Source organism: Bradyrhizobium diazoefficiens, from assembly GCF_016616235.1.
Lineage (GTDB): Bacteria > Pseudomonadota > Alphaproteobacteria > Rhizobiales > Xanthobacteraceae > Bradyrhizobium > Bradyrhizobium diazoefficiens_H.
In genome coordinates this window covers 4,232,585-4,255,319 of the sequence record NZ_CP067100.1, presented here as the reverse complement: position 1 = coordinate 4,255,319, position 22,735 = coordinate 4,232,585, and the positions used below count along the sequence as shown (strand labels likewise).

Annotated in this window: 30 protein-coding genes and 1 tRNA gene; 21 read left to right on the top strand and 10 right to left on the bottom strand. The window is 63.8% G+C overall.

Going from position 1 to position 22,735, the window contains the following annotated elements; all coding sequences use genetic code 11:
- Positions 1 to 327: 327 nt before the first annotated feature.
- Genes JJB99_RS20190 through JJB99_RS20180 form a run of 3 tightly spaced genes read left to right on the top strand, consistent with a single transcriptional unit; the run spans position 328 to position 1,084 of the window.
- On the top strand, positions 328 to 528 hold the full coding sequence (locus JJB99_RS20190; RefSeq protein WP_200494086.1) for a hypothetical protein: 201 nt from the start codon (positions 328 to 330) through the stop codon (positions 526 to 528).
- A gap of 8 nt (positions 529 to 536) precedes the next feature.
- Positions 537 to 797 (top strand): hypothetical protein, encoded by a 261-nt coding sequence (locus JJB99_RS20185; RefSeq protein ID WP_349628973.1) that lies wholly within the window; start codon positions 537 to 539, stop codon positions 795 to 797.
- A gap of 23 nt (positions 798 to 820) precedes the next feature.
- Positions 821 to 1,084 carry a hypothetical protein gene (locus JJB99_RS20180; protein WP_200494084.1) on the top strand — a complete coding sequence of 88 codons (264 nt, stop codon included), beginning with the start codon at positions 821 to 823 and terminating at the stop codon, positions 1,082 to 1,084.
- A gap of 238 nt (positions 1,085 to 1,322) precedes the next feature.
- Here JJB99_RS20180 and JJB99_RS20175 read toward each other — a convergent pair whose 3' ends face one another.
- Positions 1,323 to 1,625: a hypothetical protein gene (locus JJB99_RS20175; RefSeq protein ID WP_200494083.1), complete on the bottom strand. Its 303-nt coding sequence runs from the start codon at positions 1,623 to 1,625 to the stop codon at positions 1,323 to 1,325.
- A 191-nt stretch (positions 1,626 to 1,816) separates the two neighbouring features.
- Between JJB99_RS20175 and JJB99_RS20170 the strand changes: the two genes are divergently transcribed.
- The 5 genes from JJB99_RS20170 to JJB99_RS20150 all read left to right on the top strand — a co-directional run bounded on the left by JJB99_RS20170 (position 1,817) and on the right by JJB99_RS20150 (position 4,360).
- Positions 1,817 to 2,107 carry a hypothetical protein gene (locus JJB99_RS20170; RefSeq protein ID WP_200494082.1) on the top strand — a complete coding sequence of 97 codons (291 nt, stop codon included), beginning with the start codon at positions 1,817 to 1,819 and terminating at the stop codon, positions 2,105 to 2,107.
- A gap of 280 nt (positions 2,108 to 2,387) precedes the next feature.
- A complete protein-coding gene (locus JJB99_RS20165; RefSeq protein ID WP_008558895.1) occupies positions 2,388 to 2,684 on the top strand; it encodes an HU family DNA-binding protein in 297 nt (98 codons plus the stop codon).
- A 310-nt stretch (positions 2,685 to 2,994) separates the two neighbouring features.
- The gene (locus JJB99_RS20160) at positions 2,995 to 3,132 is read left to right on the top strand and encodes a hypothetical protein (RefSeq protein ID WP_200494081.1); all 138 of its coding nucleotides are present in this window, start codon (positions 2,995 to 2,997) and stop codon (positions 3,130 to 3,132) included.
- Between the two features lie 487 nt (positions 3,133 to 3,619).
- Positions 3,620 to 3,970: a GrlR family regulatory protein gene (locus JJB99_RS20155; protein WP_200494080.1), complete on the top strand. Its 351-nt coding sequence runs from the start codon at positions 3,620 to 3,622 to the stop codon at positions 3,968 to 3,970.
- 192 nt (positions 3,971 to 4,162) lie between these two features.
- Positions 4,163 to 4,360 (top strand): hypothetical protein, encoded by a 198-nt coding sequence (locus JJB99_RS20150; RefSeq protein WP_200494079.1) that lies wholly within the window; start codon positions 4,163 to 4,165, stop codon positions 4,358 to 4,360.
- 97 nt (positions 4,361 to 4,457) lie between these two features.
- On the opposite strand, the gene JJB99_RS36680 is transcribed toward JJB99_RS20150, so the two are convergent.
- Both JJB99_RS36680 and JJB99_RS20145 read right to left on the bottom strand, forming a co-directional pair.
- Positions 4,458 to 4,583, bottom strand: coding sequence for a hypothetical protein (locus JJB99_RS36680; protein ID WP_283815971.1), 126 nt, complete (start codon positions 4,581 to 4,583; stop codon positions 4,458 to 4,460).
- 88 nt (positions 4,584 to 4,671) lie between these two features.
- On the bottom strand, positions 4,672 to 4,902 hold the full coding sequence (locus JJB99_RS20145; protein WP_200494078.1) for a hypothetical protein: 231 nt from the start codon (positions 4,900 to 4,902) through the stop codon (positions 4,672 to 4,674).
- 278 nt (positions 4,903 to 5,180) lie between these two features.
- On the opposite strand from JJB99_RS20145, the gene JJB99_RS20140 reads away from it, so the two are divergent.
- Positions 5,181 to 5,465, top strand: coding sequence for a hypothetical protein (locus JJB99_RS20140; protein WP_200494077.1), 285 nt, complete (start codon positions 5,181 to 5,183; stop codon positions 5,463 to 5,465).
- A gap of 66 nt (positions 5,466 to 5,531) precedes the next feature.
- Here the strand turns inward: JJB99_RS20140 and JJB99_RS20135 are convergent, their stop codons facing one another.
- Positions 5,532 to 5,696, bottom strand: coding sequence for a hypothetical protein (locus JJB99_RS20135; protein ID WP_015686271.1), 165 nt, complete (start codon positions 5,694 to 5,696; stop codon positions 5,532 to 5,534).
- A gap of 258 nt (positions 5,697 to 5,954) precedes the next feature.
- On the opposite strand from JJB99_RS20135, the gene JJB99_RS20130 reads away from it, so the two are divergent.
- From JJB99_RS20130 to JJB99_RS20115, 4 genes are all read left to right on the top strand, one after another.
- Entirely contained in the window at positions 5,955 to 6,716 is a 762-nt protein-coding gene (locus JJB99_RS20130) for an SIR2 family NAD-dependent protein deacylase (protein WP_200494076.1), read from the top strand.
- Between the two features lie 198 nt (positions 6,717 to 6,914).
- Positions 6,915 to 7,577, top strand: coding sequence for a cold-shock protein (locus JJB99_RS20125; protein ID WP_200494075.1), 663 nt, complete (start codon positions 6,915 to 6,917; stop codon positions 7,575 to 7,577).
- 300 nt (positions 7,578 to 7,877) lie between these two features.
- Positions 7,878 to 8,315: a DUF192 domain-containing protein gene (locus JJB99_RS20120; RefSeq protein WP_433995790.1), complete on the top strand. Its 438-nt coding sequence runs from the start codon at positions 7,878 to 7,880 to the stop codon at positions 8,313 to 8,315.
- 97 nt (positions 8,316 to 8,412) lie between these two features.
- Positions 8,413 to 8,489: transfer RNA gene (locus JJB99_RS20115), tRNA-Pro, on the top strand.
- Positions 8,490 to 8,867: 378 nt separating this feature from the next.
- On the opposite strand, the gene JJB99_RS20110 is transcribed toward JJB99_RS20115, so the two are convergent.
- Entirely contained in the window at positions 8,868 to 9,026 is a 159-nt protein-coding gene (locus tag JJB99_RS20110) for a hypothetical protein (protein ID WP_200494074.1), read from the bottom strand.
- A gap of 326 nt (positions 9,027 to 9,352) precedes the next feature.
- Here JJB99_RS20110 and JJB99_RS20105 point away from each other — a divergent pair, with 326 nt between their 5' ends.
- Entirely contained in the window at positions 9,353 to 9,547 is a 195-nt protein-coding gene (locus JJB99_RS20105; protein ID WP_200494073.1) for a hypothetical protein, read from the top strand.
- Between the two features lie 35 nt (positions 9,548 to 9,582).
- Here the strand turns inward: JJB99_RS20105 and JJB99_RS20100 are convergent, their stop codons facing one another.
- Positions 9,583 to 10,761, bottom strand: coding sequence for an OpgC domain-containing protein (locus JJB99_RS20100; protein WP_200494072.1), 1,179 nt, complete (start codon positions 10,759 to 10,761; stop codon positions 9,583 to 9,585).
- Positions 10,762 to 11,020: 259 nt separating this feature from the next.
- Here JJB99_RS20100 and JJB99_RS20095 point away from each other — a divergent pair, with 259 nt between their 5' ends.
- From JJB99_RS20095 to JJB99_RS20085, 3 genes are all read left to right on the top strand, one after another.
- Positions 11,021 to 11,326, top strand: coding sequence for an ETC complex I subunit (locus JJB99_RS20095; protein WP_200494071.1), 306 nt, complete (start codon positions 11,021 to 11,023; stop codon positions 11,324 to 11,326).
- A gap of 343 nt (positions 11,327 to 11,669) precedes the next feature.
- On the top strand, positions 11,670 to 12,161 hold the full coding sequence (locus JJB99_RS20090; RefSeq protein ID WP_200494070.1) for an Lrp/AsnC family transcriptional regulator: 492 nt from the start codon (positions 11,670 to 11,672) through the stop codon (positions 12,159 to 12,161).
- 237 nt (positions 12,162 to 12,398) lie between these two features.
- The gene (locus tag JJB99_RS20085; protein ID WP_200494069.1) at positions 12,399 to 12,698 is read left to right on the top strand and encodes a DUF3551 domain-containing protein; all 300 of its coding nucleotides are present in this window, start codon (positions 12,399 to 12,401) and stop codon (positions 12,696 to 12,698) included.
- Between the two features lie 101 nt (positions 12,699 to 12,799).
- Here JJB99_RS20085 and JJB99_RS20080 read toward each other — a convergent pair whose 3' ends face one another.
- Entirely contained in the window at positions 12,800 to 13,837 is a 1,038-nt protein-coding gene (locus JJB99_RS20080) for an AraC family transcriptional regulator (protein WP_200494068.1), read from the bottom strand.
- Positions 13,838 to 13,984: 147 nt separating this feature from the next.
- On the opposite strand from JJB99_RS20080, the gene JJB99_RS20075 reads away from it, so the two are divergent.
- The 4 genes from JJB99_RS20075 to JJB99_RS20060 are packed head-to-tail and all read left to right on the top strand — an operon-like array spanning position 13,985 to position 19,674.
- Positions 13,985 to 15,112, top strand: a complete 1,128-nt coding sequence (locus JJB99_RS20075) for an isovaleryl-CoA dehydrogenase (RefSeq protein ID WP_283816043.1) — start codon at positions 13,985 to 13,987, stop codon at positions 15,110 to 15,112.
- Positions 15,113 to 15,136: 24 nt separating this feature from the next.
- Positions 15,137 to 16,741 (top strand): carboxyl transferase domain-containing protein, encoded by a 1,605-nt coding sequence (locus JJB99_RS20070; protein ID WP_200494066.1) that lies wholly within the window; start codon positions 15,137 to 15,139, stop codon positions 16,739 to 16,741.
- A 4-nt stretch (positions 16,742 to 16,745) separates the two neighbouring features.
- Positions 16,746 to 18,761: an acetyl/propionyl/methylcrotonyl-CoA carboxylase subunit alpha gene (locus JJB99_RS20065; protein WP_200494065.1), complete on the top strand. Its 2,016-nt coding sequence runs from the start codon at positions 16,746 to 16,748 to the stop codon at positions 18,759 to 18,761.
- A 1-nt stretch (position 18,762) separates the two neighbouring features.
- Positions 18,763 to 19,674, top strand: coding sequence for a hydroxymethylglutaryl-CoA lyase (locus JJB99_RS20060; RefSeq protein WP_200494064.1), 912 nt, complete (start codon positions 18,763 to 18,765; stop codon positions 19,672 to 19,674).
- Positions 19,675 to 19,776: 102 nt separating this feature from the next.
- Here the strand turns inward: JJB99_RS20060 and JJB99_RS20055 are convergent, their stop codons facing one another.
- The 3 genes from JJB99_RS20055 to dctP are packed head-to-tail and all read right to left on the bottom strand — an operon-like array spanning position 19,777 to position 22,705.
- The gene (locus JJB99_RS20055; protein WP_200494063.1) at positions 19,777 to 21,135 is read right to left on the bottom strand and encodes a TRAP transporter large permease; all 1,359 of its coding nucleotides are present in this window, start codon (positions 21,133 to 21,135) and stop codon (positions 19,777 to 19,779) included.
- Positions 21,132 to 21,686, bottom strand: coding sequence for a TRAP transporter small permease (locus tag JJB99_RS20050; RefSeq protein WP_200494062.1), 555 nt, complete (start codon positions 21,684 to 21,686; stop codon positions 21,132 to 21,134). The genes JJB99_RS20055 and JJB99_RS20050 overlap by 4 nt, the downstream gene beginning before the upstream one ends.
- Positions 21,683 to 22,705, bottom strand: coding sequence for a TRAP transporter substrate-binding protein (gene dctP, locus JJB99_RS20045; protein WP_200494061.1), 1,023 nt, complete (start codon positions 22,703 to 22,705; stop codon positions 21,683 to 21,685). The genes JJB99_RS20050 and dctP overlap by 4 nt, the downstream gene beginning before the upstream one ends.
- Positions 22,706 to 22,735 lie beyond the last annotated feature (30 nt).

Sequence of the window (22,735 nt, the reverse complement as noted above, 5' to 3'; positions counted from 1 at the left end):
ATTGTTGCTGGGCTGCGTCGCCACGGCGCAGCAAGAGGGGCCGTTCGCATGACGGGTTCGCTGCCGCTGCTGCTGTGTCTGGGCGAGGGCAGAGGTCGCGCACAGGAGGAGAGAGATCGCGAGGGCTGATCGAAGCATGGGAGTGCCTTTCCGGTCAGGGGAAACGGGACACATGCGTGGGTGTTCCCGGGCCGGTGGTCGATAGAGGCTTGCTTCTTCCGTTTGCGAGCAGATGCCTGGTCAATTGGCGCTTGGCGCAAGGCCTGGAATGGCGGCGAGATGGCCCGCCCTGTTGAACCCCGCTCGAGATGGGGCCGACCAAAGGCCATGGCCGCACTCTTTGCAGAACTCCTGTTTGATCTCGCCAGAAGCCTCCTCGGCGGCTTGCTGAGACGGGCCGTGCTGGCTGTTTGTGCTTGGCTCGATACGAAGATTCAGGGCCGCACTGCACGCTTCGTCGTGGGAATACTTCTCGGGATCGCCGCCTATTTCATCATTCCCGTTTTGGCCGGGCTATTGGGATTGTGATGCCCGCCATGAAGACGAACTTCATCATCGCGTTGGCGATCGGAGCGCTCATCTCGGCGGCGCTCCTCGTCATGGAGCCCTTCACCGACTACGCGTTTCTTTCGCTGGAGTGGCCGGGCATCACTGCAGGGCTTTTGTTCTGGGGAGCGGTCGGAGGCTCCGCCTTCGCAGGCATCGCTATTTCCTGGCTCTTGAATGCGCTCTGCTACGGCCTCGGTGCCTTCGCCATTCTCAGCGTTCTCAAGCTCCTGACTGCGCCAAAGACTTGAGACGCGCGGCTGGTGAGGGCGACATGAAGCGCTGGCTTGAAAAGCTCGGAAAGATTGCGAGGATCGCAGGACTATGCGGGACGGTCGCGTGGCTCGTGCTCTTGACGATCTCACCTGGGCAGCCCGATGCCGCACATCCCGAACGTTACGCGCACCGGCATGACGTCCGATATGTCAGCGCGGAAACAGGATCGGCCCTGCGAATCCTGCTCGGATTGAACGTCACGCTGGCCCTGGTGGCGCTCGGATGCCACTTGGCGACCAGGGACGTCGGAGACGGCATGTAGAACGGCGCGGGGACCTTGAGACGCACCCTACGTCACCGGACAAAGGACGCAAGTACGACAGCGAGTCCGGCACGGGAAGGCGTTGAGCGAGAAGCTCGCTGAAGCTGCGCGTGAGTACGCGCGAAGGCGCAGCTTCAGCCTAGGGGCTCATCGAGACCGAACAAACGGGACATCGTCAACCCACCGCGGCCGTCGTGCGAAAAAGCCGCCCCGACATGACCGGGGGGCGGCGCGGAGCCTACGCCGCAATCCGTTGCTCGGCGGGCGCGGTCAGCTGCTTGAGCACTTCGGCATGCTCGAGGTCGGGCACCGCGATGGCGGTGTGGCTGTACATTGCATGGGTCCGCGAATTTGCGATCCCGTCCAGGATCTCCTTGCCCTTGATGACATGCAGGCCCATGCCTTCCTGCGAAGGGAAGATCGCCAGCACCACGTCGTAGGCCGCAATCACGGCCCTGAGCGCTTCGGCCTTGTCTTCGGCAACGTCGACGAAAATACGAACATCGGCCGCGAGTTCGCGCAGCTCGTGAAAATCCAGCACTGTGGGGTACTCCAACGCAACGATACGTGACGAAGAGCTTGGAGCGGTTAGGTTACTGAAGTCTGAACAATGCGAGCCAAGCCACAGGTTTCGGGACGAGGTGACGCCGGGCGCGGAAACAGCGTGCGAATTGAATATCGCGTCCGCCGGGCATAGACTATCCTGTCAGCTGACAAGGGCGGAGAGTGGCCGTGTGGAAAGCTGTCGTGGTTGCGTTCGTTGCAGTCGGTCTGGCGCCGGCACTGGCGCAGAATGCGGCGACAACATCCGATCAGAAGCCCGGTTCACCGCCGGACAACTGCTTCTACACGGTCGGCACCCAGGCCATCCAGGTCCCGATCGGCGCCAGTGTCTGCCGGCGGCAGCCCGCACCCTACAATGACAAATATTCGCTGCTGCGATGCACGCCGCCGCTCGATGAGATCGATACCGACGTCAAGCGTGGCGATGCGCGCTGCGATCGGTATGACGAGAGAGACTAGTCGGCTTCGCTGACAGCTCGATCATCGCCGCTGCGGCCTGGAGGCGGGGATCTGTGCGCGGCCGTCACGGTTCGAGGCGCGCATTTTCCCCGGGTGCGGAAGGCCCAGATTTTGCCGCAAAGCGAGGCCTCATCCCAGAGAACCGCGGCTTGCGTTTTCAGCCTCGATGGGTTCTAAGCCGCGTCACCTCATGGCCACCGGCGTGAATCGCAAGCGCGCGCTTCGCGGGTTCGACCGCGTCCAGCAGGGTTTGCTCGCGCGCACAGAAGGAATTCAGAACATGGCGAAGATGACGAAGACCCAGTTGATCGATGCAATTGCGGAAGGCACGCAGCTGTCGAAGAACGACGTGAAGTCGGTGATCGAGTACATGGCGACAGTCGGCTACAAGGAGCTCAACGAGTCCGGCGAGTTCGTCATTCCTGGCTTCGTGAAGATGTCGGTGGTGAACAAGCCCGCGACCGAAGCGCGGATGGGCATCAATCCCTTCACCAAGGAGCCGATGCAGTTCGCGGCCAAGCCGGCGAGCAAGTCGGTGAAGGCCTCGCCGCTGAAGGTCGCCAAGGACGCGGTTTGATCCCCCGCGGCCCAAAAGAAGAACCCCGCGCTTGCGCACGGGGCTTCTGCGCCGAACGGCGATGGGATTTCAGCGCCTGGCCGTCAGCCGCATCCCTGACTTAAGGTTGAGAATCCAAAACGCAACCGCGCCGCCGTGACGGAATATGTCGGGCGGCGCTGCGACGTTGACTGAGCGCTGAAATCCCGGCCGCCATGGGGCCACGCGGCAGCCAAAGCTCAAACGCGACGTCGTCCGGAAAGCGCGCGCAGGGGACTGGACTTATTGTTCTCAGTTTGTTCTAGTCAGTCATCTTCCTTGGAGGTGATTCATGACCGTGGACAAGCAACGCGAAGTGATCAGGCTCTGGAACAAGCTCCGCAAGGTCGAAGGCCCGGCTGCGGAAGAGCTCCGCATCCAGATCCTGGAATGCTTTTCCGAGAAGGGCAAAGACAAGCGCGCGGCTTGACGGGCGTCGGTGAGAGCCGCGACATCCGTCAGGCGCGATCTCGTTCCGGTTGCGCGTCTGACAGGACGGAGAAGACTGTCGCCACTGATGACGTGACGGCGGCGCACGCTTTCACCGATCGTTAGCATTCGCTGCGCGCCGGTTTTTCGACTCCGATTCGTTCTCTGCGAACGAAATGGAGTCGGATGCAGAACAAGGCGTGCCTTCTGTGTCGGTGCGAGACAGTGCCGCACGGCCGAGCGCGGGTGATGCTTCGCGCAGTCCCGTCCTCATGCGCTGGGGTGAATCGATCGCGGGTTCGTTTGCATGCGAACGATTTGTTAAGACCTGCTCCGCGCTGGTTTCTGGAATTCCGATTCGTTCTTCGAGAACGAAATGGAAGCGAAGCTGGAACAAAGCCGCGCGGCCAAGCGGGCACGCGGCGCCGCGCTTTCCGTCTCGACGCTCTCTATGTCCGGCGCTATCGTCAGGACGGCGGGCGCGATCGATGAAGAACGGGCTTTATTCCATCCACATCCACATGCTCGACGGCGTGAAGGGCCGCGACAGCGGCGTCTTGATCCTGCGCGACGGCGTGCTGCTCGGCGGCGGGCCTTACTTCTGGTCGCGCGGCTCGTATAAGTGCGGCAACGGGACCTGGAAGGGCGAGCTCGCCACCAATCAGCACACGCGGTTCGCAGACAGCTTCGTCCGGCCGCTGTTCGGCGGCGAGGAAGCCACGTGCGGCTTCTCCGGGACGTATCGCGACGACGAAGCCGAAGTGTTCGGCACGGTGCTGGTCGCGGGCCATCGCAGCCTCAGTTTTCGCGCAACCCTGAAATGGCTCGCCGAGATCTGAAGCGCGCCAAGACTTAGCTACATCAAGACTTAGCTAATCAAGACTTAGCTGGATCAAGACGTCAACGAAAGCTTGCACGGAAAGCCGATAACCCTATTCGGTTAGGTTAAAAGCCCAATCGCGTTGCGCTTGCTGCGGGTTGGCGTAGGTGTCCTGGCAAAGACAACGACTTTGCCAACAAGCATCATTCTCATGACGCCATTTTCAGAACCGTCCTTTTATCAAGGCGACCGGCACACCTACCGGCGCGTCGCCGTCGTCGGCTCACTGTTCTGCCTCGCTTTCGTGGTGATCAGCTTCTCGCTGCGGCCGCAAGCCGAGGATACGCGCGTCGCGGTCAAGGCGGACCGCCTGGTGCGCACCGCGGGTCAGGCGCCGCACGCGAACTAAAACGCGATGCGATCAAGACGAATCGGCATTGCGCTTTGGCTCCTTGTTTGCGCATGATCTTTTCGGAAAACCGCTGCGCACTTTTCCGGATCATGCGTTAGCGCTCGCCCCCGGCGATGTGATCGTCGGCGCAATCGTCGGGGCACCCGACGCCCGTCGTCGCGAGCGCCACGAAGCCGGCATAGCCGGACAGGTTGAGCAGAATTTCGAGCCATACGGGCATGATCGGCCCTTTCTTTGCTTCTTCTCTCGAAGGCTAGGCCAACGTGCGCCCTGCGCGCATGTTCCCGGGAAGGCTGTTCCGCGAGAGTTCAGAGCGGAGAGGAGGGGTCGAGCCGACGGCCGAGCGTCGCAACGGACTCGCTCGAGGGCTGCTCCTTGAGGAACTCGGCGATCGCCTGCGCCAGTTCGCCGTCGCTCATCGGCACCGGCGGCGGACGCAGCGTGCCGACGCCGAAGCTGCGGACGATCTCGTCGTAATGCCGATCGCCGGATCTGGGAACGAGCCTGCGGATGCGAGCCAGCAAAGCGGATATCGGCAATCACTCCTCCTCGATCCTCCGCCCGCTGGCAGAAGCTTGCCTCTGCTGCCATGTGCTCCCGTGAAACCAAAAACCCCGCCGGCACCGCGGAGGATGCTGACGGGGTCTTCGTGCTGTTGCCTCTACCGGATGGCGGAGGCTTCCGCACTTGAAGGTTCAATCCACGCTGGGCGTATTCGTTCCCGTGGTCTCCATTTTTTTGCCGCCGCGGGTTCCGCGCTGCGCGCAACCATCGCAGGCGCTGGCCGTTATCGTCGCAGTACGCGAAGGAGGAGAACATGAAAAAGACACTGGCAGTTCTGGCCACCATCGCGGCCGTCGGCGTGACGGCGGTCGCAGCGCCTGCGCCGGCCGAGGCGCGCCACATCGGTCCGGGCCTCGCATTCGGTCTCGCCGCCGGCGCGATCACCGCGGGCGCGATCGCCGCGTCGCATCCGTACGGTTATTATGGTCCGAGCTACGGTTATTACGGCGGCCCCGCCTATTATGACTACGGCCCTGGCCCCTATGCCTATTACGGTGGGCCGTATTACCGGCACCACCACTACTACCGTCATTGGTAGGGCTGAACAACGAAAAGCCCGGAGCGACGCTCCGGGCTTTTTTCATGCGCGGCGATTGAAGCCTGCTTACGGCCAGAGCGACGGCCGTTCCACCTTGCGGGCATTGTCGAGCGTCGACACGAAATATTCCTCACGCTCGCGCTTGAATTTTTCCTGCGTGGCACGGAAGGCGGCGACACGGGCGGCGATCTCTTCGCGTTCGCGGATCTTGCGTTGTTCGTCTTCGGTCATGTCAAATCCCCTCTACACCCTGAGTACGTGTGCACTCCGGAACTCAAGCACTGCCGCCGCAATCACGTTGAGTCGCGTCAACACATGCATTGGCGCTTCTGATTGGGGCGTCAATGGGGAGGAGGCATTGCAGGATTGTGATAAGCGAAGGCCGGAAGAAATTGCCGAGCGCAACGCGTTCGCGCTTGATAATAGCGTCAGCAGTCTTGTCGCTTGCGCCGGTTGCAGCCAGGCCAAAATGGATTCGGGAGGCCCGCCATGATTGCGTCAGATCTTCGCAGCGGCGTTGAACGGCTCGGCGACATGATCGCCGAGGCGAAGACCATCGTCCCGTTCACCGGTGCCGGCATCTCCACTGAATGCGGCATCCCCGATTTCCGCTCGCCGGGCGGGATCTGGACGCGCTACCGTCCGATCGAATTCGGCGAGTTCATCGCCAGCCAAGAGGCGCGCGACGAATCCTGGCGCCGCCGCTTTGCGATGGAGGAGGTGTTCGCCGCGGCAAAGCCCGGCCGCGGCCATCGCGCGCTCGCCTCACTCTACCGCGCCGGCAAGGTTCCCGGGATCATCACCCAGAACATCGACAATCTGCACCAAGCCTCGGGCTTCGCGCCCGAGCACGTGATTGAACTTCATGGCAATACCACTTATGCGCGCTGCATCGGGTGCGGATTGTCCTATCAGCTCGACTGGGTGAAGCGCCGGTTCGACCGCGACGGCGCCGCGCCCAACTGCACCGTCTGCGACGAGCCGGTGAAGACCGCCACCATCTCGTTCGGCCAGATGATGCCGGAGGCTGAAATGCAGCGTGCCACCGAGCTGTCGCGGGCCTGCGACCTCTTCATCGCGATCGGTTCCTCGCTGGTGGTCTGGCCGGCCGCGGGCTTTCCGATGATGGCGAAGGAGGCCGGCGCGCGCCTCGTCATCATCAACCGCGAGCCGACTGATCAGGACGACATCGCCGATCTCGTGATCCGCCACGACATCGGCGAAACCCTCGGGCCCTTTGTCGGCAATTGAGGCGTCAATTTGATTCGCGCCTGTGCAAGCTGTTCATAGGTTCCGGCGAATCTCTTTTTTGTCTATGCCTCGCAACCGGGAGTGTTATCTTTTGAGTCGAAAGATTCGCGTCGCGTCGAATTGAGAACATTCTCTTAAGACGCGTGATTCGACGCCGCCGTTGAGGCGGGTTGCATGGCATGTGTGGGGTCCGGGGTTATGGGGTCGTCGGACGGATTTGAGTCCAAGAAGGTTGGAGTTCCGGGGCCCGGCGGCGCGTCGGGGCGAATGATGCCGGGCGAGCACGGCGGTGCCGGCCGCGACAGCGCCCTCAGCCCCTTCACCGGCCTCGGGGAGGCCAGCGCCAACCTCGTCGAGGTCACCGGCGTCATCAAATGGTTCGACGCCTCCAAGGGCTACGGCTTCATCGTTCCCGACAATGGTTGGCCCGACGTGCTCCTGCACGTCACCGTGCTCAGGCGCGACGGCTTCCAGACCGCCTATGAGGGCGCCCGCATCGTCGTCGAGTGCATCCAGCGCGCCAAGGGCTACCAGGCGTTCCGCGTGGTCTCGATGGATGAGTCGACCGCGATCCATCCGGCGCAGATGCTGCCGCCGCGCACCCACGTCACGGTGACCCCGACCAGCGGGCTGGAGCGGGCCCAGGTCAAATGGTTCAACCGGCTGCGCGGCTTCGGCTTCCTGACTTGCGGCGAGGGCACGCCCGACATCTTCGTGCACATGGAGACGCTGCGCCGGTTCGGCATGACCGAACTGCGGCCCGGCCAGTATGTCCTGGTCCGCTTCGGGCCCGGCTCCAAGGGCATGATGGCGGCCGAGATCCATCCCGAGACCGGCTCGCCGGGATTGCAGTCGCACTAAAGCGCGATGCGATTGCGATGAAACGTCATCGCGCTTTAGGTTGTTGTTCTCGCATTATCTTTATCTTTTCGGAAAACCGCTTCGCACTTTTCCGGATCATGCTTGAGCTCTTGCATTCCCGGAATCGTGACAAGACGGATGCCGGCAGGCCGGCGCGCCTCTGGCTTTTGTCATGATCGCCGCGTAAGGACTGTTCCAGTCCCACGCGCTCCGAGTGCCGTTCCAATGTTTTCTGCCATGACCTTTGCCATGCGCCTTGCCACGCGTTCTTCCGATCGAAAGGCGGCCGGATCGATCGCCATGGGCTGGCTTGCCGCCATCCTCGTCGTCGCCGGTGTTGCCATCGCCAACGCCGCCAGCTTCCAGCCGCTCGAGATCGTCACCAAGAACGGCGTGCAGGTGTTCTCGGTCGAGATGGCGACGACCGAGGAGGAGAAGCAGACCGGCCTGATGTACCGCAAGGAGCTGGCCGACGGCAAAGGCATGCTGTTCGACTTCAATCCCGAGCAGGAGGTGTCGATGTGGATGAAGAACACCTATGTTCCGCTCGATATGATCTTCATCCGCGCCGACGGCCGCATCCTGCGCATCGCCGAGAACACCGAGCCGCTGTCGACCAAGATCATCTCGTCGGGGGGCCCGGCGCGCGCCGTGCTGGAGGTGGTGGCGGGAACGGCACAGAAATACGGTATCCGGCCCGGCGACCGCGTCGGTCATCCGCTGTTCGGCAGCAAATAGGACCGGCCGGCGGAGGGCGTTGCCAGCCTTGCTGGCGCCCGTTAGTAAGCTTGATGGCGACTTGGGAAGCGTGTATCGACAGGGTTCGCCGGACATTCGGGGTATAGCGCAGCCTGGTAGCGCGGCAGTTTTGGGTACTGCAGGTCGTTGGTTCGAATCCAGCTGCCCCGACCAGTCCCGCCGTTGAGTTCCTAAACTTTTTCCCAATGATTCTGACGTGACTCTGGCACGCCGTTGTTCGGTTGCGCGCTTGTCCTCCGCCGGGCGACTTCTGCGGGTTCTTTCAGGGCGTTGCGACGTGGTGGAGCGGCGCACAATTACCGAAGCTTCGTCGAACCTTTGCTCGTCGCCATAGACATACAGGTGTTGGGAATTTCAGCGCCCAATGCCTAAACGGACGCCGCCAAGCGATGATACTCCGCTTGCGCGGCGTTGCGCTTTTTGAAGCATGATCCGGACCCGAAGGGACCGCGCGAGCGCAAGGTGCGCAGCGGCTTTCGAAGGTGATCATGCTCAAACAACGACCTACAGTGCGATGATGCGCTTTAGCGATCAGTTCCAGGCGTACCAGCCGAGCGGAAACGGCAGGAACGGCCAAGCCATCTGGTTGTCGTTGGCAGCCTTCGGCGGCTGCTCGACGGGTATCCTGACGAGTGGCACGGGCGGCGTCGAGCGCAGCGCCAGGCGCAGACATGCACATTGCAAATTCATCGCGGTCGCCCCAGCCGGTCAATTGTTTTCAAAATTCCACTGCTCGCAAAATTCGACGTCGGTGCAAAATCGTCACGCGTCCAAGACGGCGCGCTCATTCTCAAATCGCGCCTGCACTTCTAGAAGAATCGATATCGGCTTTCAACCGGTCCGGCCGGCCATGCACGACAAGTAAGGTTGACCGGTTAGGTTAAGACAGAGCGGCTGTTGCGGCCGCGCTGGTGATCGTTATCAGATCGGTCCCGGCTCGCGACGGGCTGCCTGTAACGGGTGCTCACACAGGATCACAGTTGGTCGCGGCGCGCGTATCCTGTGAGTTTCTCATCATGTCTTTCGATCGCAACGTCCGAACCGTCGGTTCGCAGTCGAGCTGGACCGAGATCTGGCACCTCTGGACCGTGATCGTGCCGCGCCGCTCGATCAACGGGCATCTCGTCTACGGCAAGGTCTGGCGCCGCCACGATGGCCGCGACTGGATTTACAAGAAGTTCACCGAGTTCGACAGCGAAGAGGCGGCCTGAGCAGCCGCCATCAGGCGCGGTATCGCCGCCGCGGCTCAGGCGGCCTTTGCTGGCGCGGCGGCCGCAGGCTTGGCCGGCGGCGGCTTCAGCGGCTTGTCCTGCTTCTTCGACCACGAGATGTAATAAGCCACCGTCGTCATGATCGCGATGCCGGCGATGCTGACAAAGAGCTGCGCGAACAGCGAGCCCGAGCTCATCGATAGTTCGAAATGGCCGACAAAGGACAGGAACACGCCGACGCAGAACACGGCGAGCGATTGCTGCCCGCAGACGATGATCGGATCGAACACCTTCCATTCCAAGCCCGGCCATTCCTTCGGCACGAAGCGGATCACCAGGATCACGATCACGACGAAGTGGATGAAGCGATAGGGCGCAAGGTTGGTCTTGTCATTCGGGTTGAAGGCCGAGAACAGCCATTCGGGAAACATGCCGCCGAGGGTCGGGAAGCGGCCGGCCATGGTCATGACCAGCGCGAAGGCGAGATAGAAAAGGCAGAGCCACAGCGTGATCTGCGAGTTGATCAGCCAGCCCGAGCGACGCGCGCCGCCCATGGCGCACCAGGCGCCGAACACGAACAGCACCTGCCAGCAATAGGGGTTGAAGTACCACTGACCGGCCGGATAGGCGTTCAGATTCCAGCCGAAGTGGCGCGCGGTCAGCCACAGGACGATGGAGAGCACCATCGTCAGGTCAGGCTTGCGCAGCATGAACCATAGCACCGGCGGAAACAGTCCCATCAGCACGATATAGAGCGGCAGCACGTCGAGATTGAGCGGCTTGAAGCGCAGGAACAGGCCCTGGCGCAGCGTCTCGGTGGCGTTGTCGACGAGGCCGGCGACGTTGAACTCGTTGATCATCTCGGAATCGCCGAAGCGCAGCGCCAGATAGCTGATTGAGGCGATATAGATCACGAACAGGATGATGTGGGCGACGTAGAGCTGCCAGACCCGCTTGGTCAGGCGGGTGGCACCGACGATGAAGCCGCGCTCCAGCATCATCCGCGCATAGACGAAGGACGCGGTGTAGCCGGAGATGAAGACGAACAGGTCGGCAGCGTCGGAAAAGCCGTAATTGCGCGTCGTGACCCAGTTCACGACGTTGTCGGGGATGTGGTCGAGGAAGATCGCCCAGTTCGCGACGCCGCGAAACAGGTCGAGCCGGAGGTCGCGGCCTTTCTCGGGCAGCGTGGCGTTGACGTTCAGGAAGGCCATGCGACGGAAGCTCTCGGAAGGGACGGATACGCACAGGCCGGCAGGGAGATGCCGCCGGGCGGGATCCCGGGGCGGACGGCGGGGACGCAATTGTCACGGTGCAGCATAATGACTATACCCCTCGGTGAAGGGGACCCAAGGGGCCGGAATCACCGATTAGTTCCCAAAGGTGTCTCTCTATACTATGCCCGCGGTTTCCACCAACCGCTACCGTGACGCATCGAAATCGAACGAAAAGACCAAGAGGCCCGGACCGACCATGACCGCACGCATTTTCAAGCCCGCCAAGAACGCGATGCAATCCGGCCGGTCCAAGACCATGGAATGGCAGCTGGACTTCGAGCCCGAGCAGCCGCGGTCGGTCGAGCCGCTGATGGGCTGGACCTCGTCCGGCGACATGAAGCAGCAGATCACGCTGCGTTTCCACACCAAGGAAGAGGCAGTCGCCTATTGCGAGCGCAAGGGCATCGCCTACCAGGTGATCGAGCCGCAGGATTCGATCCGCCGTCCGGTCGCCTATGCCGACAATTTCTCGTTCCGTCGCGGCGAGCCCTGGACGCATTGAGGGCATTTCCCTCCAAGAGCTCGTCATGCCCGGGCTCGCCCGGGGGGGCATTTGCGTTGTGAGAGCGGCGCAATTGACGGTAGGAGGTTGACGCACCAGCTCGGCCTGCATGGTTCGAGACGCCCGCTTTGGGGCTCCTCACCATGAGGGTCTAATGTCTCGCCGAAAACGCGACCTCATCCTGAGGGCCCGCCGGAGCCGGGCGTCTCGAAGGATGGCCGCAGGCAAGCTTCCCGCCACGCTTTCCCTCGTCTGCCATGGTCCCAGGAGCCCAAGGGCGGTTGGCAGCCACTTCGCCGCGTGCTTCGCTGCCGCGCATGACACGACCATGACGAGGTGGGGGATGGCGGTGCGTGACCAGCTCGACGGCGTCGACTTAAAGATACTCTCCGAGATGCAGCAGGACGGGCGTGTCCGCAACAACGAGCTGGCGCTGCGCGTCGGCGTGTCCGCGCCGAACTGCCTGCGGCGGCTGAAATCGCTGTTCAGCCGCGGCGTGATCCGGGCGGTGCGCGCGGTCATCGACGAGCGGCTGCTCGGTTTCGAGGTGGTGTCGTTCGTCTCGATCCAGCTCGGCAGCCAGGCCCAGCCGGTACTGGAGGCGTTCGAGAGCTCGATCGCCGCGATCCCGCGCATCCAGCAGTGTTGGCGCATCTCGGGTGATACCGACTATCTCTTGAAATGCGTCGCGCCGAGCGTCGAGAGCATGCGCCAGCAGCTGCTGCATTTCGCTGCGATGCCTGACGTGAAGAACGTCCGCAGCTTCCCGGTGCTGGGCGTCGCCAAGGACGTACCGCTGCCGGTACAGGAGATCGTGACTGCGACGGCAGGGTAGGGGGACGCCTACTGACAATCGGAAAATTCGACGTCCGGCATGCTGACCGAGCGATTCGGGTAACGTCATAAAAGCTTAGTAACTCACCTATTTGTGAAAGGTGATTGGGGAATAGTTGCAATGCGCTGAGCCGTGATTGCGGGACGCCGCCCGGCGCATAGATCGCCAGATGTGAACCTCGGCGTGCCCAGCGTGCCGGGGACTCTTTTGTGGGACCCTGAGCTAGGAAAAGACACCATGACCTTGACCTCGAAGACGTTCGTCGCATCCGCTGCGACGTTGTTTGCATCCGCGTTTCTCATGATGACCGCCCCCGCCGCACAGGCGGAAGAATACTGCATCACCAACGGCGCCCAGGCCGCGCACGGCTGCGGCTATCCGACCATGGAAGCCTGCCGTCAGGCGGCCGGCGGCATCGGCGGCACGTGCTCGCAGAGCGGTGGTGCCAAGACCTCGAACGATGCGCTGGCCTACCAGCCGAAGCAGACACACTCGCGCGGCAAGCTTCGCCCGGGCGGCCAGACCAACTCGAACTAACGCCTGAATCCCGAGGCCGGTTTCGAAAGCTTTGTGGCCCCCGAGAGTCATCTCGGGGGCCACAAGTTTACGACGGTCAGACGACGGTGCGCCCGCAGGCATCACCGATAGCGGCTGCGAAACTCGCGCGGGCTGGCGCCGCTCCAGCTGCGGAAGGCGCGGGAGAAACTCTTCTCGTTGCGGAAGCCCGCAATCTCCGCGATCCGCTTGATCGGCACTCGGCCACGCATCAATTCCTGTTTAGCCAGTTCGAACTTCGCCTCTTCCTTGAGAGCGCGCAGCGAGGTGGACTCCTCGCGCAGGCGCCGATGCATGGTGCGCGTTGAAAGCGCAAGCTCGCTTGCGATATCCTCCGCGCCGAGGCTGCGTCCGCGCGCCTCGCGCAGTACGCGCCGGACACGCTCGACCAGGAGCCGATCGCGGCGATAGGGCCGGTACGGCAGCACGGTCAGCCGCAGCGCGCCCTTGAGCATGCTGTCGAGATCGGCGGCGCTGCGCGTCAGCGGCAGCGAAAGGTAGTGCTTGTCGAATACAATGCGAGCAACATCCGCATCGAAGCTCAAGGTCCGGCAGAAGATGGTCGGATAGACCGAGACGTGACCGGGTTGGGAGTAAGGAAACTCGGCGGCGCCCAACGCGATCGCGGAATCGATCGCCCAGCAGGAGAAGCCGAGGACATAGCGGAGCAGGGTGACGAGGCAGAATTCGCGCAAGGGGCCAAGGTCGCGCTGCTCGCGGATGGAGATGGCCGCGGTCTCGTTACTGGCCGAGAGCTCGAACAGGACGTCGTCGGTGAGCAGGCGGTGATGCCGGCACCAGCGCTTCAGTGCGACCTCGAGATTGGGCGCCGTGATCGAGGCACGGCACAGCATGCCATAGGTGCCCCACGGCAGCCGGCGCGAGAACCAGCCGAGCGCCTCGTCATCGAGCTCGCGCATGGCGTGACCCGCCAGCGCTTCGAACTGGGCCGCCGTGACCCGCCCGTCACTGGATCGAACCAGGTCGTCGGTGACCTGTCCTTTGCCCAGGGCCTCCGTCGGATCCCGCCCATAGCCGCGATAGGCGGCGACCACGCCCCGGACGAAGGCGGCGGGCGTCATGGCGCGGCGGGGGGTCGCGGTCGCGGCTTGAAAAGGCATCAAAAATCCTCGCCAAACTTGGCAGAAAATGCAACCTTTTCGACCGAAGCGGCGCCCGGGCGGGGATAGGTTCGGGCTCGACAAGAAGACGGAGGAACCGCCTTGAACATCCCGAGCATCGACTTCGATCTGGGCGAAGACATCAGCATGCTGCGCGACACCGTGCGCGCTTTCGTGGAGGCGGAGGTGGCGCCGCGTGCCGCCGAGGTCGAAAAAGCAAACCTGTTCCCGGCCGACCTGTGGAAGCGGTTTGGCGACCTCGGCCTGCTCGGCATGACCGCGCCGGAGCAGTATGGCGGCTCCAACATGGGCTATCTCGCCCACATTGTCGCCATGGAGGAGATTTCGCGCGGCTCGGCCGCGGTCGGCCTGTCCTACGGCGCGCATTCCAATCTCTGCGTCAACCAGATCCGCCGCAACGGCACCGACGCGCAACGCGAACGCTATCTGCCGAAGCTGATCTCCGGCGAGTATGTCGGCGCGCTCGCGATGTCCGAGCCCGGCGCCGGCTCCGACGTCGTCTCGATGAAGCTGCGCGCCGACAAGCGCGGCGATCGCTACGTGCTGAACGGCTCGAAAATGTGGATCACCAATGGCGGCGATGCCGACGTGCTGGTGGTCTACGCCAAGACCGATCCTGAGGCTGGCCCGCGCGGCATGACCGCCTTCCTGATCGAGAAGGGATTCAAGGGCTTCACGCATGGCCAGCATCTCGACAAGCTCGGGATGCGCGGCTCCAACACCTATCCGCTGTTCTTCGACGAGTGCGAGGTGCCCGAGGAGAACGTGCTTGGCGGCATTGGCGAGGGCGTCAAGGTGCTGATGTCCGGCCTCGATTATGAGCGCGCGGTGCTGTCGGGCGGCCCGCTCGGCATCATGGCGGCGTGCATGGACGCGGTGGTGCCCTACGTGCACGAACGAAAGCAGTTCGGCCAGCCGATCGGCGATTTCCAGCTGATGCAGGGCAAGCTCGCCGACATGTATTCGACCTGGCAGGCGACGCGCGCCTATGTCTATGCGGTGGGCCGCGCCTGCGACCGCGCCGACCACGCGCGCAGCCTGCGCAAGGACGCGGCCGCCGCGATTCTCTATTCTGCGGAAAAGGCGACGTGGATGGCGGGCGAGGCGATCCAGGCGCTCGGCGGCGTCGGCTATACATCCGAATTTCCGGTCGGACGGCTCTGGCGCGACGCCAAGCTGTACGAGATCGGCGCGGGCACGTCCGAAGTGCGCCGCATGCTGATCGGCCGCGAGCTGATGGCCGAGACAGCTTAAAACCATCACCGCATTGGAATCCACATGCCGCTCCATTCCAGCATCGATCCATCGTCATCAGATTTTGCGCGCAATTCCGACGCCATGCGCGCCCTCGTCGCCGACTTGCGCGAGAAGCTGAACCAGGTCGCCGGCGGCGGCGGCGAGCCCTCGCGCAACCGTCACACCGCGCGCGGCAAGATGCTGGCGCGCGAACGGGTCGACCTGCTGGTCGATCCCGGCACCTCGTTCCTGGAGCTGTCGCCGCTCGCGGCCTACGGTCTCTATGGCGGCGACGTGCATTCGGCGAGCGTCGTCACTGGCGTCGGGCGCATCGCCGGCCGCGAATGCGTGATCGTAGCGAATGACGCCACCATCAAGGGCGGCACCTACTACCCTATGACCGTGAAGAAACATCTGCGCGCGCAGGACATCGCGCGGCAGAACAATCTGCCCTGCGTCTACATGGTGGATTCCGGCGGCGCCTTCCTGCCGCTCCAGGACGAGATCTTTCCGGACGAGCGGCACTTTGGCCGCATCTTCTACAACCAGGCGCAGATGTCGTCACAGGGCATTCCGCAGATCGCGATCGTGATGGGCTCCTGCACCGCCGGCGGTGCCTATGTGCCGGCGATGTCGGACGAGAGCATCATCGTGCGCAACCAGGGCACCATCTTCCTCGGCGGTCCACCGCTGGTGAAGGCTGCGACGGGCGAAGTCGTCAGCGCCGAAGAGCTCGGCGGTGCCGACGTGCATTCGCGCCAGTCTGGCGTGACGGATCATTACGCTCAGAACGATGCCCATGCGATCGGCATCGCCCGGCGCATCGTCGGCACGCTGAAGCCCTCTGTGCGGCCGAATCTCAACATGCACAAGCCGCGCGAGCCGCTATTTGCGGCGGAGGAGATTTACGGCGTGGTGCCGGTCGACGGCCGCAAGCCGTTCGACGTCCGCGACATCATTGCCCGCGTGGTCGACGGCTCCGAGTTCGACGAGTTCAAGAAGCTGTACGGCACGACGCTGGTGTGCGGCTTTGCCCACATCTGGGGCTATCCGGTCGGCATCATCGCCAACAACGGCATTCTCTTCAGTGAAAGTTCACTGAAGGGCGCGCATTTCATCGAGCTGTGCTGCCAGCGCGGCATCCCGCTGGTGTTCTTGCAGAACATCACCGGCTTCATGGTCGGCAAGAAGTACGAAGCCGGCGGCATCGCGCGCGACGGCGCCAAGCTGGTCACCGCGGTTGCGACCGCCTCGGTGCCGAAATTCACCGTGGTGATCGGCGGCTCCTACGGCGCCGGCAATTACGGCATGTGCGGGCGCGCCTACGCGCCGCGGTTCCTGTGGATGTGGCCGAATGCGCGCATCTCGGTGATGGGCGGCGAGCAGGCCTCGATGGTGCTGAGCCAGGTCCGGCGTGACAATATCGAGGCCAAGGGAGACAGCTGGTCGAAGGAGGAGGAAGACAAATTCCGCGAGCCGATTCGCGTGCAATATGAGAGCCAGGGGCATCCGTACTATGCGACCGCGCGTCTGTGGGACGACGGCGTGATTGATCCTGCGGACACGCGGCTCGTGCTAGGGCTCGGCCTCTCGGCGGCGTCGAATGCGCCGATCGAGCCCACGAAATTCGGCCTGTTCAGGATGTGATGCGATGGACCGCTCAAAGCTCTACCGCCGTTTTCGCACGCTCCTGATTGCCAACCGCGGCGAGATCGCCTGCCGCGTCATCCGCACCACCCGCGCCATGGGCCTGCGCACGGTCGCGGTCTATTCCGAGGCCGACCGCGACGCGATGCATGTCGCGCTCGCGGATGAGGCCGTGCTGCTCGGGCCCGCACGCGCCCGCGAAAGCTATCTCAATGTCGAGCGGCTGATCGAGGCCGCGCGCAAGACCGGCGCGGAAGCCGTGCATCCGGGCTACGGCTTCCTGTCCGAGAATGCCGAATTCGCGCAGGCCTGCTACGATGCGGGTCTCGTCTTCGTCGGCCCGACCGCCGCGATGATGACGGCGATGGGCTCGAAGTCCGGCTCGAAGGCGCTGATGGAAAAGGCCGGCGTGCCGCTGGTGCCCGGCTATCACGGCGAAGCCCAGGATGATGCGACGCTGGCGAAGGCGGCCGAGAAGGTCGGTTTCCCGGTGCTCGTAAAGGCCTCGGCCGGCGGCGGCGGCCGCGGCATGCGCATCGTGCGCTCGGCGGCTGAATTGGGGCCTGCCATCGTCAGCGCCAAGCGCGAAGCAAAAGCGGCGTTCGGCCACGACCGCATGCTGATCGAGAAATATGTCGACAATCCCCGGCACATCGAGGTGCAGATCATCGGCGATAGCCACGGCAATCTGCTGTCGCTGTTCGAGCGCGAATGCACCTTGCAGCGGCGGCACCAGAAGGTGATCGAGGAAGCGCCGTCGCCGACCCTCAATCCCGCCCAGCGCGAAACGGTCTGCGCCGCCGCACGAAAAGCGGCGGGCGCGGTGAACTATGTCGGCGCCGGCACCATCGAGTTCGTCTCCGACGGCAAGGACGTGTTCTTCATCGAGATGAACACGCGCCTTCAGGTCGAGCATCCCGTCACTGAGCTGATCACGGGAATCGATCTCGTCGAGTGGCAGCTGCGCGTGGCGTTCGGCGAGGCACTGCCGCTGAAACAGGACGAGATCAAGCTCAACGGCCACGCGGTTGAGGCGCGCGTCTATGCCGAGAACCCGACCAAGAATTTTATGCCCTCGGTCGGACGGATTTCCACGTGGCGCCTGCCTGCCGAGACGGGTGGCCTGCGCATCGATGCCGGCTACGGCGAAGGTGATACCGTCTCGCCGTATTACGACGCCATGCTCGCCAAGATGATCGCGTGGGCACCGACGCGAGACGTCGCGATCGAGCGGCTGAACCGCGCCCTGGAAGAGTCCGACGTTCGCGGCATCGTCACCAACATCCCGTTCCTGTCGGCGCTGATGACGCACCCAAAAGTGCGGACCAATGCGATCGACACCGGCTTCATCGAGCGCGAGCTGGCGGTGCTGACAGAGGCTGCGCCGACGCCCGGCGAGCTCGAGCTCTGCGCCGCGGTCGCCGCGATCGTCAACGACGAGCGGCGAGCTTCGCAAAGCGAGGCGAATTCGCCGTGGCAGACCTTCGGCTGGCAGCCGGTCGGTCGCCGCCGGCGCAGCTTTGCCTTCCGCGTCGGCCACGGTGTTGGTCACGGGCCGGAGCACAAGATCGCGCTGAACTATGGCGGTGGGCCATCGACCTTGGTGATCGGCGAGCGCGAACTGGCGTTCGCGATCGCGGCGAAAGAAGGCGGCTTCGACCTGACGCTGGATGGCGTCAAATCACAGGTTGCGGCCGTGATCGACGGGCATGAGTTGTATTTGCGCACGCGCAATGGCCGCTTCGACCTGCATTGGGTCGATCCGTTCGGCGGCGAGAGTGAGGAGCATGTCGGCGAGGACAAGATCGCGGCACCGTTGCCGGGCACGGTCGTTGCCGTGCTGGCAGAGGAGGGCGCGCAGCTCGACAAGGGCGCTGCGATCCTGACGCTGGAGGTGATGAAAATGGAGCAGACGCTGCGTGCGCCCTATGCCGGTGTGCTGACATCGATCAAATGCAAGGTCGGCGACATCGTGCAGGAAGGCGTGGAGCTTGCTGTAGTTGAGCCTTCAGGGGAATGACATGAGCGATCCCGTCCGCATCATCGAAATGGGGCCGCGCGATGGCCTCCAGAACGAGAAGACGCCCGTCAGCGTCGCGGCCCGCATTGCCTTCATCGAGGCGCTGGTTGCCGCCGGGCTCGATACCGTCGAGGTCGGCGCCTTCGTCTCGCCCAGGGCGATCCCGCAGATGGCCAGCTCGGATGCCGTGCTGCGCGGGGTTGCCCATATCAAGGGCGCCGAATTTCACGTGCTGGTGCCGAACGAGAAAGGTTACGACGCCGCGCGCGCCGCCGGCGCCAAAGTGGTCTCGGTGTTCGCTGCAGCCTCCGAAGGCTTTTCGCGCGCCAACATCAACTGCACCGTCGCGGAGTCCATCGAGCGGTTCAAGCCGGTGCTGGCGCGCGCCAGGGACGACGGCGTGAAGGTGCGCGGCTATGTCTCCTGCGTGCTGGGCTGTCCGTTCGACGGCGAGGTCAAGCCGAAGGCAGTGGCCGATCTCGCGCGCACGCTGTCGGAGCTCGGTTGCTACGAGATCTCGCTCGGCGACACCATCGGCGTGGGCACGCCGGCCAAGGCCAAGGAGATGCTGCGCGCGGTCAGCGCCAACATGCCGCCAGCAAAACTGGCGATGCATTTCCACGACACCTACGGCCAGGCGCTCGCCAACCTCTACGCCGGAATGGAGGAGGGCGTGCGCGTCATCGATGCCGCCGCCGGCGGCCTCGGCGGCTGTCCCTATGCGCCCGGCGCCACCGGCAATGTCGCGACCGAGGATGTCGTCTACATGCTGGAGGGGATGGGCGTGAAGACCGGGATCGATATGGAGAAGTTGCTGGCGGCCACGAACGCGATGAGCAATGTGCTGGGCAAGCCGCCGGTGAGCCGCGTGGCGTCCGCGTTGAATGCGAAAAAGAAGCGAGCGGCTTCCTAATTCTCCGTCATTGCGAGCCTAACGAAGCAATCCAGGGCCCCTCCGCGGAAGAGACCGGATTGCTTCGTCGCAAGGGCTCCTCGCAATGACGGTGGAGAGACATCACCTGCTCCCGTCCGGCCCCATCACGATATCCGGCAGCGCGGTCGAGATCTCCGGCACGAAGCAGAGCAGCAGCACCGCGAGCATCATCAGCAGCACGAAGGGCAGCGTGCCCCAGATCACCTCGCTGAGGGGAATGTCTGGCGCGACGTTGCGGATGACGAAGATGTTGAGGCCGACGGGGGGATGGATCAGGCCCATCTCCATCACGATGGTCATGACCACGCCGAACCAGATGATGTCGAAGTTCGCCGCGCGCAGCGGCGGCAGGATGATCGGCGCGGTCATCAGGATGATCGAGACCGGCGGCAGGAAGAAGCCGAGCACGACGACCATGACCAGGATGGCGAACAGCAGCTCCCAGCGCGGCAGGTGCATTGCGACGATGGATTCGGCAGCCGACTGCGAGATGTGCAGATAGCTCATCACGTAGGAATAGAGCAGCGACATGCCGATGATCATCATCAGCATGGTGGATTCCCGGACCGTCGACTTCATGATCGGCGCGAGGTCGCTCGGCCGCCACACGCTGTAGATCGCCGCGATCAGCGCCAGCGCGAGCAGGCCGCCGAGACCGGCAGTTTCCGACGGCGTGGCGTAGCCGCCATAAAGCGCGATCATGACGCCGGTGAGCAGCAGCACGAAGGGGATCACCCGCGGCAGCACGCTGAAGCGTTCGGCGAGCGTGTATTCGTCCCGTGCGAGGATCGCCGCCTCCGGGCCGCCATTCTTGTAGACCCGTTCGGCCGCCTTGTATTCCTGGCGGAAGCGGATCACGGCATAAGAGCCGAACAGCGAGACCAGCAGCAGGCCAGGGCCGATGCCGGCGAGGAACAGCCGCCCGAGCGATTTTTCGGCTGCGACCGCAAACAGGATCATGGTGATCGAGGGCGGCAGCAGGATGCCGAGCGTGCCGCCGGCCGCGATGATCCCAGCGGCAAAGCCGCCGGAATAGCCGCGCTTGCGCATCTCGGGAATGCCGGCCGAGCCGATCGCCGAGCAGGTCGCCGGGCTCGAGCCCGCCATCGCCGCGAATAGCGCGCAGGCGAACACGTTGGCAACGCCGAGGCCCCCGGGCACACGGTGCAGCCAGGCATGCAGGGCCGAATAGAGATCCTCGCCGGCGCGCGACTTGCCGATCGCGGCGCCCTTCAGGATGAAGAGCGGAATCGACAGAAGCGTGATCGAGGCCATCTCCTCGTAGACGTTCTGCGTCACCGTATCGAGCGAGGCTGAGGGCATGTAGATGCCCATGAACACCAATGCGACCGCGCCGAGCGCAAACGCGATGGGCATGCCCGAAAACATCACGACCAGCGTGGCGATGCCGTAGGCAAGGCCGATACCGAACACGCTCATGAACGCCTGGCTCCGGCGAAAGGCAGCGCAAGCTGCACGAGGATCTGGACGCAGAGCAGGCTCATGCCGAGCGCCATCAGTGAATAGGGAATGGCGAGCGGCGGCGACCACATCGAGTTCGAGACCTGGCCGTCGACATAGGCTTCGTGCGCGAGCGTCCAGGATTTCCAGGCGAAGAAGGCGCAGAATAGGAATGTTGCGGCATCGACCAGCCAGAGGCGGATCTTGTTGGCGAGCGGCGACAGCAGGCCGACAAAGGCTTCGATGCCGATATGGCCGCGGTTCTGCTGCACATAGGCCGCCGTCATGAAGGTCGCGCCGACCAGCAGGAACACTGCGGCTTCGTCCTGCCAGTAATTGGCGGCCTTGAACAGCGCCCGGCTGAGCACGCTGTAGCTCAGGATGGCGCAGGCCGCGACCAGCGCAATCGCGGCGAACACGACGATGATGCCGTTGAGGATGGCGAGACCGCGATCGAGCGCCGCCGCAGGGCCTGTGGCTGCGGCGGCGCTGTTCGGGGTGTCTCGATCCGGAAGCGGACCGTGGCTCATGCCGCGACGTCGGAGGCGAGCTTCAAGAGGTTCGCCGCGGTCGCGGTCTTGGCGCCGTAATCCTTCCAGGCGGTGTCGCGGGCGATGTCGCGCCACTTGCCGACGGTGGCGGCGTCGAGCGCGGAAACCTTGGCGCCGGCCTTCTCGTAGACCTTGGCGACCTCGACATCGTCGTCCTGCGCGCCCTTGCGGCCGAAGGCCTCCAGCTCGGTGCCGACCGCAAGCAGGATGTCCTGATGGTTCTTCGGCAACTTGTCGAAGATCGCCTTCGACATCATCAGCGGCTCGAGCATGAACCAGTAAGAGGCGCCGGCACCCGAGGTCAGCGCTTTCGCGACCTCCTCGAGGCGGAACGAGATCAAACTGGTCGAGGAGGTGATGCCGGCATCGCAGGCACCGGTCTGCATCGCCGCGTAGATTTCGTTCGAGGGTACCGACAGCACCGAGGCACCGGCGGTCTGGAGGACCATGTCCATCTCGCGCGAGCCGCCGCGCACCTTCATGCCCTTGGCATCTTCGGGGGCGACGATCGGCTTGGACCGGCTGGCGACGCCGCCGGCCTGCCAGACCCAGGTGAGCAGGATGATGCCCTTGTCGGCAAGGAAGTCGGTCAGCGCCTTGCCGACCGGCTCTTTCTTCCAGCGCATGCCCTGGTCGTAGGTGGTCACGAGGCCGGGCATCAGGCCGATATTTGTCTCCGGCAGCTCGCCGCCGGCGTAGGGCATCGGATAGAGCGAGATGTCGAGCGCGCCCTTGCGCATCGCGGAGAACTGCGCGTTGGTCTTGATCAGGGAAGAGTTCGGATAGATCTCCGCGGCGATGTCGCCGTTGCTGCGCTTGCTGACCTCGGCGGCGAACATGCGGCAGAGCCGGTCGCGGAAGTCGCCCTTGTCGATGGTGCCGCCCGGGAATTGGTGCGAGATCTTCAGCGTGGTCGCGGCGTGCGCGGTACCTGTACTGAAGCGGAGAATGGCGGGTGCAGCGACGGCAGTCGCGAGCAGGTGACGACGCGTGAACATGGATTTATCCCTTTGGACGGTTCTTGCTTG